The organism is Streptomyces vastus (genome assembly GCF_039532825.1).
In the GTDB taxonomy this organism is placed as follows: domain Bacteria; phylum Actinomycetota; class Actinomycetes; order Streptomycetales; family Streptomycetaceae; genus Streptomyces; species Streptomyces vastus.
The window spans coordinates 6,264-14,701 of the sequence record NZ_BAAASJ010000121.1 but is presented as its reverse complement, the minus strand read 5'-3'; the positions used below and the strand labels follow the sequence as shown (position 1 = coordinate 14,701).

At 73.4% G+C, this 8,438-nt stretch carries 6 protein-coding genes; all 6 read right to left on the bottom strand.

Annotation, left to right across the window (positions count from 1 at the left end):
• On the bottom strand, positions 1 to 1,903 hold a 1,903-nt coding region (locus ABD357_RS40675; protein WP_344396488.1), incomplete at its 3' end, for a DUF8128 domain-containing protein.
• Positions 1,900 to 3,765 (bottom strand): VirB4 family type IV secretion system protein, encoded by a 1,866-nt coding sequence (locus tag ABD357_RS40670; RefSeq protein ID WP_344396486.1) that lies wholly within the window; start codon positions 3,763 to 3,765, stop codon positions 1,900 to 1,902. The genes ABD357_RS40670 and ABD357_RS40675, both read right to left, overlap by 4 nt.
• Positions 3,762 to 4,712 carry a PrgI family protein gene (locus tag ABD357_RS40665; RefSeq protein ID WP_344396485.1) on the bottom strand — a complete coding sequence of 317 codons (951 nt, stop codon included), beginning with the start codon at positions 4,710 to 4,712 and terminating at the stop codon, positions 3,762 to 3,764. Before ABD357_RS40665 ends, ABD357_RS40670 begins: the two co-directional genes overlap by 4 nt.
• A 6-nt stretch (positions 4,713 to 4,718) precedes the next feature.
• The gene (locus tag ABD357_RS40660; protein WP_344396484.1) at positions 4,719 to 6,650 is read right to left on the bottom strand and encodes a TrbL/VirB6 family protein; all 1,932 of its coding nucleotides are present in this window, start codon (positions 6,648 to 6,650) and stop codon (positions 4,719 to 4,721) included.
• Positions 6,647 to 7,018 (bottom strand): pilin, encoded by a 372-nt coding sequence (locus tag ABD357_RS40655; protein WP_344396483.1) that lies wholly within the window; start codon positions 7,016 to 7,018, stop codon positions 6,647 to 6,649. The genes ABD357_RS40660 and ABD357_RS40655 overlap by 4 nt, the downstream gene beginning before the upstream one ends.
• A 339-nt stretch (positions 7,019 to 7,357) precedes the next feature.
• Positions 7,358 to 8,146, bottom strand: coding sequence for a hypothetical protein (locus tag ABD357_RS40650; RefSeq protein ID WP_344396482.1), 789 nt, complete (start codon positions 8,144 to 8,146; stop codon positions 7,358 to 7,360).
• Positions 8,147 to 8,438: the final 292 nt, after the last annotated feature.

Sequence of the window (8,438 nt, the reverse complement as noted above, 5' to 3'; positions counted from 1 at the left end):
GGGCGGTCTCTTCGCCGAGCGCTCCTTTGGGGAGGCGGGCCAGCAGGATGCCGCCGTCGAGGACGCTGGTGAGGTCGAAGGTGGAGGGGCCGGCGGCGATCGCGCGGCGGGCGAAGTCGCGTAGCAGGAAGGCGCGCAGCTTGTTCATCACCGGGCCGATGACCGCGGCGCGGGAGGGTTCGGACATCGATTCGTACCAGGTCCAGAAGCCGCGCAGTACGGGGTCTTTGAGGGCGGGGATGATGCGCAGCCGGTAGGCGGACTCGCCCAGCAGGCGGGGGACGTCGGCGAGGGTGACCTGCTGGTGGGTGCGGTCGCGGTGTTTGAGGAGGGTCAGGCAGGCCGCCCGCATCACGTCGTCGGTCCTGGGGCCCCAGAAGGCGGTGAAGATCCGGCGGAAGATGCCGGTGATGTTGTCGACGACGACGTCGATGTCCGCCCCGTCCAGGACGTTCAGGCAGGGCGGGATGTGCCGGTCGTCGGGGTCGATGAGCACGAGGCGGTCGGCGCAGGTGTCGGGGAGGCGGTCCAGCAGGTCGGTGACCAGGTCGCCCTTGGGGTCGATGACGATGACGCCGCGCCGGCTTTGTACGTCGTCCAGGGCGAGGTTCGCGATGAGGGTGGACTTGCCGGAGCCGGTCGCGCCCATGACGTGGAGGTGGTGGCGGGCGTCGGGGACGGCGAGTCCGACACTGCGGCGGGCGCCGGTGTCGGAGCGGCCCAGGGGCTTGATGCCGCCTCCGGGGGCGGGTTCGGGGATGGGCGGGGGCGGCAGGATGGAGCGGGCGCCGGCCCGCTGCACGCCCGGCGCGTCCGCGTCGAGGGGTAGGTGGGCGAGGGCGGCGAGTTCCGGTACCGACAGCAGCGCGGGACGGGTGGGCGGGAACTGCCGGGCGCTCAGGCGTGGTTCGGGGTGGCGGAGGCGGGTGCGGGCGAGGTAGTTGCGGTCGGCGTACAGGCCGAAGGCGGAGGCGATCGCGTGGGCCCGGCCGCGGGCCACGTCCTCGGCGCGATCGGTCTTGGGGGAGCAGGCGGCGGCGTAGGTGAGGGTGCACTGCCACTGGGAGCCGGACTGTTTGGCGACCATCTGCCGTACGGCGGTGCCGTGGTCGGGGTCCTGCTTGCTGGTGGTGTGGGACTGGGCGCGGTGGAGGAGGAGCGCGGCCAGGGTGGGCAGCCGGGCGGGGGTGTGTCCGGCTTTGATCCGCCGGGCCTGGCGGCGGGCTCGGCGCAGGGCCCGGCCGGTGGCGGGGCGGGCCAGGATCTGTACGCACGCGGACTCGTCCTCGGCCATGCCGGTGGCCGCCTGGAGCAGCGCCCGCAGCGGGTCGGCCGGGTGGTCGCAACGCAGGGGCAGGACGTCGGGGCGGGCCGGTCGCAGCCGTCCGGCGGCGTGGATGTGATGGTTCGGGAGGAGCGGCAGGGGCTTGGTGACGCGGGTGTGGGCGCCGGGCCAGGCGGCCTCCACCGCGCGGCGTACCAGGCCTAGCGGCACCGTGCCGGGCACCCACAGCCGGATGTGCAGGCCGGTGGGGGACCAGGTGTATTCGAAGGCGAGGTGGGGCTGGCCGGTGGTCAGGCGCCGCCACCACGGGCGCAGCAGCCCGGCGAGTTGCGCCCACATGACCTCACCCCCCTTGGGGGCGACGGTGGGCGGTGCGAGGATCTCCACGCAGCGCGCGCCGTCGGCGAGGCGTCGCTGGCGCGAGCGCAGCAGCCAGCGTCGGGCGCTGTACCCACAGGCTGTGGACACGAGAACGAGCGGGATCAGGACGGGCGCGGATGCGGTGCACCAGTCGAGGGCGGCCCGGATCGCCGTGGAGGTGAACGTGTCCGGGTGGGTGAGGAAGTCCACCAGCGGCCCGCCCGGCGAAGCACCGGCTCGCAACCGGTACGCCGTCACCACTCCCACCGCCCGTCGCCGACGCCGAAGGGCTCTTCGCCTGCGAGGCTGTCCGCGTCGAGGGCTTCGTCGGCCGGATGCTGGGCGGCGAGCTCGCCCGGGTCCGTAGTGATCACTTCATGTTCGCCGGGCGCCGCGACGCTGATCAGGGCGACCTTGTGGCGGCGATCGCCAGTGAGCAGCAGGGCCTCGCCGCGGGTCGCGGAGAGCAGGAACTCCCGCTCGCCGTGGCAGAGATGGAAGTTCTCGCTGATCGCATCGATGGCCTGCGGGGCCTGGCGCAGCAGGACCTGGGTGGCCGCGTTGGAGACGATGGCCCGGCCCAGCGGAGAGGCGAGCACATCGTCGGCGTCCTGGGTGATGACGGCCAGACCGGTCCAGTACTTGCGGGCGGCCTTGGCCATCCGGAACAAGAACCGGGCCCCGTCGCCGTCCCGCATCAGCAGCCACGCCTCGTCCACTACCACCAGGTGGCGGCCAGTACGGGGACGGGAGTTGACCTGCCGCCAGATCGCGTCCAGGGCCAGCAGCATCGCCGGTGCCTTGACCTCGTCCGGGAGCTGACGGAGCGCGAAGACCACCAGATGCCCTTGGGTGGTGGCGGTGCTGGGGCCGTTGAACAACTGCGCGTGTGAGCCGGTGGTGTACGGGACCAGCTGGTTGGCGAGATCCACGGCCGTCTGGCTGCCGTCCTCGGTCAGGATGGCGGCGAGGTCGGAGAGTTGGGGTGGGGTGCGCTGCCAGGTGCGCGGGTCGGTGGTGATCCCGGCGCGTGCGTACGCGGCGAGGATCGCCCGGTCCAGGACCGCCTTCTCGGCCGCGGTCAGGTCGCTGCCCAGCAGGACGGCGAGGAACGTGTGCAGGAACAGCACCCGCCGGGTGAGGAGGTCCTCCTCGCCGCCTGTCGTTGGTGGGAGGTCGAAGGGGTTGAGGCGTACGCCGTCGGCGCCGAGTGCGATGACGTGGCCGCCGACGGTTTCGGCGAGGCGGACGTACTCGTCCTCCGGGTCGATCACCGAGGCGGTGGTGCCGGTGAACAGCAGCCGCAGCAGCTCGAGTTTGGCGAGGTAGGACTTGCCGGCGCCGGAGCGGGCCAGGGTGATGGAGTTGTAGTTGTCCTGCGCGAAGCGGTCCCACACCACGGGAGCACCGGAGACCGCGTTCAGCCCGTACAGCACCCCGGCGGGCAGGCCGTCTTCGCCGGTGTTGATCGGCAGGTCGGGGCTGGTGAAGGGGAAGCAGGCGGCGAGCGCGGCGGTGTCGAACGTGCGGCGGATCTTGAGCGTGTCGATGCCGAGCGGCAGGGTGGCCAGCCAGCCGGGCAGCGCCCGGTAGGTCGTCGGGGCGACGGTCATGAGCAGCGATCCGGCGATCGCGCGGACGGCGGCGGCCTGTTCGGCGAGGGTGTCCTCGTCCGCGGCGTGCACGGTCAGGTACAGGGCGACGTGGAAGAGCTTTCCCTCGCCTCGTGCGATGCGGTAGGCGAGGTCGGCGGCGTCCGCGGCGGCGGCCTCCACCTCCGGATCGTCCAGGCGCCCCTTGTCGAAGCCGGTGCGGCGGCCGGATTCCAGCCGGGCGCGCTGTTTCTTCAGCCCGGCCGCGGCGATGGGGTTGGGGACGGGGTCGATGTGCAGGGCGAGGTCGAGGTGGCCGGGAAAGTTCAGCAGCGGGGCCAGCCAGCCCGCGGTGACCTCGGCCGGGTAGCCGGTGACCACCATCGTGGTGGCCAGGTGTCCGCCGACCGCGAGGGCGCGGGCATGCACCTCAAGAGCCTCGGGGCCGGCCACCTCCAGCAACTGGGCGGTGTCGATGGTCGGTACGTCGGCAGTGGTGCGGCGGCGGCCGAAGAAGAGCCGGGTCATACGGGGTCACCTTCCGATCCGTCCTCGGGGTGGGTGGGGGTATCGGGGTTGCAGGCCGCACCCACCAGCTCGGCGCTCTGCTCGGCGTCCAAGGGCGTGACGGTGATCTCGGCAGCGCCGAGTGCACGGGTAGCTTCGTGGACGCGTTGGATGACGCGCCCCCCTCCCGCGTGATGCCGCCCGCCGTGCGCTGAGGCTTCTTCCCGGGCGACCAGCACGATCTGCCGGCCGAGCAGGTTGCCGCCGGTGGCGAGGTCGGCGAGGAAGCCGGCGTGCGCGCGGGCGGCCTGCTCCAAAGCGGGATGGGGCAGCGCGGCGGCATCCTGCTGCAGAGTGTCGGCCAGCGGGGCGAGATCGATGCGGTGGCAGCGCACCAGCACCTGGGTGGGGCCGGTCAGGGAGTTGAGCCAGCGCGCGAACGCGGCGGTCAGGCCCTGCTGTTCGGCCGCTGAACGCAGCTCGAAGTTGACCGTGGAGCACGTCGCCACGGCCGCCTTCCCCTCGCCGCCCAGGTCGAGCACCCCCTCGGTGGTGATGCCGTCGTACGGCATGCGCATCGCGGCCGGCGGCGGCCCCGCCGCCCGGGCCCAGCGGTCGGGGACGACGACCGGCAGCGGCGGTACTCCTTCGGGGGCGTGCACCCGGCGCTTCGGGGTGCGGGCGTGCCGGAGGGCGGCGAGCAGGAAGCGGTCTAGGCTGATGCCCTCGCGTCGGCCGAGCGCGAGCGCGGCCACCGCACCGGCGATCGGGACCACCAGAGCCGCGTACGCCAGCGGCGCCATGAAGGGACGCGTCACCCACCAGCCGCCGTACAGCACAAGCCCGGCGACGGCGAGGATCGCGCTCTGCCGGGCCGTGAAAGGTCCCAGCAGGCGGTCGGGGCGTGAGATGTCGGCGGGAATGCGGGTGGCGTACGGGGCGTCCGACGCTTCGTCGGGCTGGTTCATGCGGGGTTACCTCCTGGACGGTTCGAGGGGCAGCCGCAGCTGCATGGGACGCGGTGGGCGCACGCGGACCCGTGTCGCGGGGACGGGCAGGGCCAGCTGGCGTGCCCGGGGCACCGGGGCGGGTCGGGCCGGGGGCGGTGTGGTGGGTAGGGCGCGAGCTGCCGGGGGTGGGGCGGGAGTGCGTTCGGCGCGGATCGGCAGCCACATCTGGGTGGGCCTCGGCGGCCGGGCGGGAGCGCGCGGTACGGCGATGGGCAGGGCCAGTTGCTGTCTGCGGCGGGCCCGGGCGGGATGGATCACGGCGCGGGGACCTCCCGGTGTACGGACGCGGGGAGCCGCCCCGGGGCCGTGGCGCCGGGGAGCTGGGCCCGGCCTGGCTGCCGGGCGGTGCCCCGGCGCGGCCGGGGCACCGGGTGCGGGCCGGCCCGCTGCTCCCGGGCGGCCACCCGGCCGGCCAGGGGCAGCACGGCCCCGCGCGAGCAGGGCCTGGCCCCAGCCCCGCACACCCCCACCACGCCCGGGCCCGGCGGCGGGCGGGCGGCCCCCACCCCGTCCGCCTCCGCCCCCTCCCGGCCGGCCTCCGCCCCCACCTGGGCGGCCGCCTGCGCCGCCCGGTCCGCGGCGGCCGAGGCCGAGTCCGGCACCTCCACCGCCGCCGGGGCGGCGGCGCAGCAGGCCGATGCCGGGCAGGTAGGCGTCCATGAGCCGGTACATCGCCAGGTGCTTGAGCAACCGCAACCCAGACGGGGCGTGCGGGTTGTGGATCGGGGTGCCGCGCAGGACGACCTGCAGGGTCCAGCCCGGAATCTTGAACAGCACCCAGAACAGGGCCAGTCCGGCGAGCATCGTGCCCAACTGGTCGGACTTGGGGATGCCGAGCGTGGTGGCCCCGGGGGCGAAGAACAGCTTCAGGGCGAGGATGAACGTCATCGACTGGGCGATCTGGATGACCAGGCAGCCGGCCAGGGCGCGCCACCACAGCCGGGCGACGGGATCGGTCAGCGGATGCGCGTGACACGCCAGCATCAGGGGCGCGGCCACCGCCAGCAGCGCCATCACCGCAACACGTACCAGGAAGCCGATCAGCACCGCGAGCACCAGCGTGATCATCACGATCGCCAGGATCAGCAGGTACAGCTTCAGCCCCGCGGAGCCGAACAGGGCGAAGGGCAGGACGCGTTCGACCATGCCCTGACCGGCGTCCGACATATCGGTGGCCATGATCGCGTGAGCGAGGGCGTTGGACAGACTGATCGCCTTGCCCATCACGGTCAGCGAGGTGGCCGCCGCGACCATCCCCAGCACCAGGCGCGGGGCGATCTGCTGCAGGGCGTAGCGGGTCTGGACGGTCTCATAGCCCATGACCGTGACGCCGCCCGCCGTCACGAAGAGCACGTAGATCCCGGCCGTGATCCCCAGCATGGCGGTCCACAGCTTCTTGATGTCGGCGTGCTTCGTGACGTCGGGCGTCGCGAGCAGGGTGTCGGCGAGGAACTCGCGCACCGGCTTCATGATCTGCTCGATCAGCGTGCCCAGGAACGAGGTGACCGCGTCCACGACCATGGCGGGGATGTCGAGGAAGCCCCAGGTGGTGCCCTTGTCGCACTCGGTTCCGGTCGCCTCGCAGGCCGGAGGCGTCGGCCCGGGAGTCGGCTCAGGGGAGGAGGGTGACTCCGGTTCGGGTGTGGGGCGGCCCGGTGCAGGGGTTGGCCCGGGAGTCGGCTCGGGCCTCGGCTCCGCCCCGGGCTCCGGGGAGGGGGCGGCGGGGCCGGGCGCGGGCCGCGGTTCGGGTTGCGGCGGCTCCGGGGCCACCGGCGCCTGAACCGCCGCGGACCCAGTGTGCGCGGAGGCGGCCACGGCGCACATCGGGACGAGGGCCATCACGGCCAGGGCGAACAGCAAGGGCATGGCGTGGGCGAGACGCCTTGTGCGGATCACTGCCCGCCCCCGCCGTCGTTGGCACCGACGATGCCCTGCAGCACGGTCACCAGCACTGGGGCCAGGATCGCCAGCCCGTAGCCGATGGCTGCGGCCTTCAACGCCCGCTTGGCGGCCTCGACTTCCCCCGGATCGCCGCCGGCCATCAGATAGCGCAGCCCGCCGAAGGTCAGGAACAGGGTGGCCAGTCCGGCAAGGATGCCGACGACCCAGTTCCGCAGATTCGTGATGACGGTCGGGATGTCCGCGACCGCCCACACGTGCGGCGGATCCGCCAGCAGCGCGCACGTCGTGAGGGCAGTGGTGAAAACGAGCCGGACGGACCAGCGCAGTAGCGGTCGCGGTGGCCGACGGAGCCTTGCGAGCATGGCAGCACACCTCCCTCGGGGCACAGAGCCGGGCAGGAGCAGGACAGGACGGGGACGCCACAACGGGCGTACGAGAGTCGGTGCGGGGTGAGCAGGACCCTGGGCCCGGGCGCCGGCCTCCTTACAGGGGCGCGGCGGGACGGGGGTTCTCGGGTGTCAGCACGAGACGGTCGTGCTCACCCCACACCGTGCGGAGATCCGGTCCCGGGGCATCGGCCGCCCCGGGACCACAACGGACGCTCCGGCCCGAAGCCGGACTCGGTGCGCCGTCACCGTGAATAGAGATCCCGGCGGCGGGAATTGACATCCCGCCGCCGAAAATCCCCCCGCTGGGCGCGCCTACCGGTCCTGCAGCCGGCGTCGCAGATGAGCGGCCAGGTGCTGTTCGGCAGCGCTGCGGTGCCGGTAGAGCTGACGCACACTCACCCCCCGCTCGGCCGCCAGGTGTTGCATGGGCTCGCCGCCCAGCCGGGTACGGGCGATCAGCCGCGCCTCGGCCACGTCCACCACGCGGGCCTGTACGGCGCGGGACAGCACCGTGAGCTCATCCACGGGCTCCCCGTGTTCTGCCTGCGGGACGGAGCAGAGGTGGTCGAGGTGGGTTGCCGCCGGGGCGGTTTCGCGGGTGGCTTGGCGGCGTGCGGCGTACACCAGCCGGTGCACTGCCCGGTCGGCGGCGCTGAACAGCTCCCGGTCCAACTGCTCCGCTCCGGGGTTCACCGTGCGCAGGGCCGCGGCGACGGCGGCCAGGGCTTCCTGCTCGACCTCGGCGCGCTCCAGATGGGCGGGGCGGGCCAGCCGGGCGAGCATCCGGCGCAGTACCGGAACGGTCATGGCCACCGCCACCACGTCCCACGGCTCGCCCAGCTCATGGGCGCGCCGGATCACCTCGCGCCAGGTCCGCTCGCGCAAGTCGGGACGGGTGGAGGGGTGGGCGAGGTGGGTGCGCACCCGGTCGATGGGCCACGCCGCCCGGTCCGGGGTGTCGCACACCAGGTGCGCGGGCAGCGTGAGTGGCTCCACCCCGTGGGCGAGCGCGAGGAACGCCTGCTCCAGCTCGCCGAGCGGGGAACGGACGGCGCCCTGCGGCCGGGCGGCGGGGCGGTGGGCGTAGTGACGGTGGTGCATGGCGCATCTCCCGTGAACGGTGCGGACAACTTCCGCCGCCACCCCTCCCAAGCCCCGGTGCCACAAGCGGCCCACCCGCACACCACTGCCGCGCCACGCGCGGTCGAATGGTCCGGCGCGTGCGATGGCCCGCCACCGGTCCGCCCTCGATGACCTGGCGCCACGCCTCCGCCACCGGATCGCGAATCGAACAGAGAAATTCCCGGCTCCGGTTTCGCCCCTCGTTGTGCGGCGAGACGAGGCGGCCCGCAGGTGGCTCGGCGCTGGCGCGCGACTGGCTCGTGTGCATAAC

Coding starts and splice junctions, on each gene's coding strand:
- ABD357_RS40670 (WP_344396486.1), bottom strand. CDS start 3,765: ATGACCCGGCTCTTCTTCGGCCGCCGCCGCACCACTGCCGACGTACCG.
- ABD357_RS40665 (WP_344396485.1), bottom strand. CDS start 4,712: ATGAACCAGCCCGACGAAGCGTCGGACGCCCCGTACGCCACCCGCATT.
- ABD357_RS40655 (WP_344396483.1), bottom strand. CDS start 7,018: ATGCTCGCAAGGCTCCGTCGGCCACCGCGACCGCTACTGCGCTGGTCC.
- ABD357_RS40650 (WP_344396482.1), bottom strand. CDS start 8,146: ATGCACCACCGTCACTACGCCCACCGCCCCGCCGCCCGGCCGCAGGGC.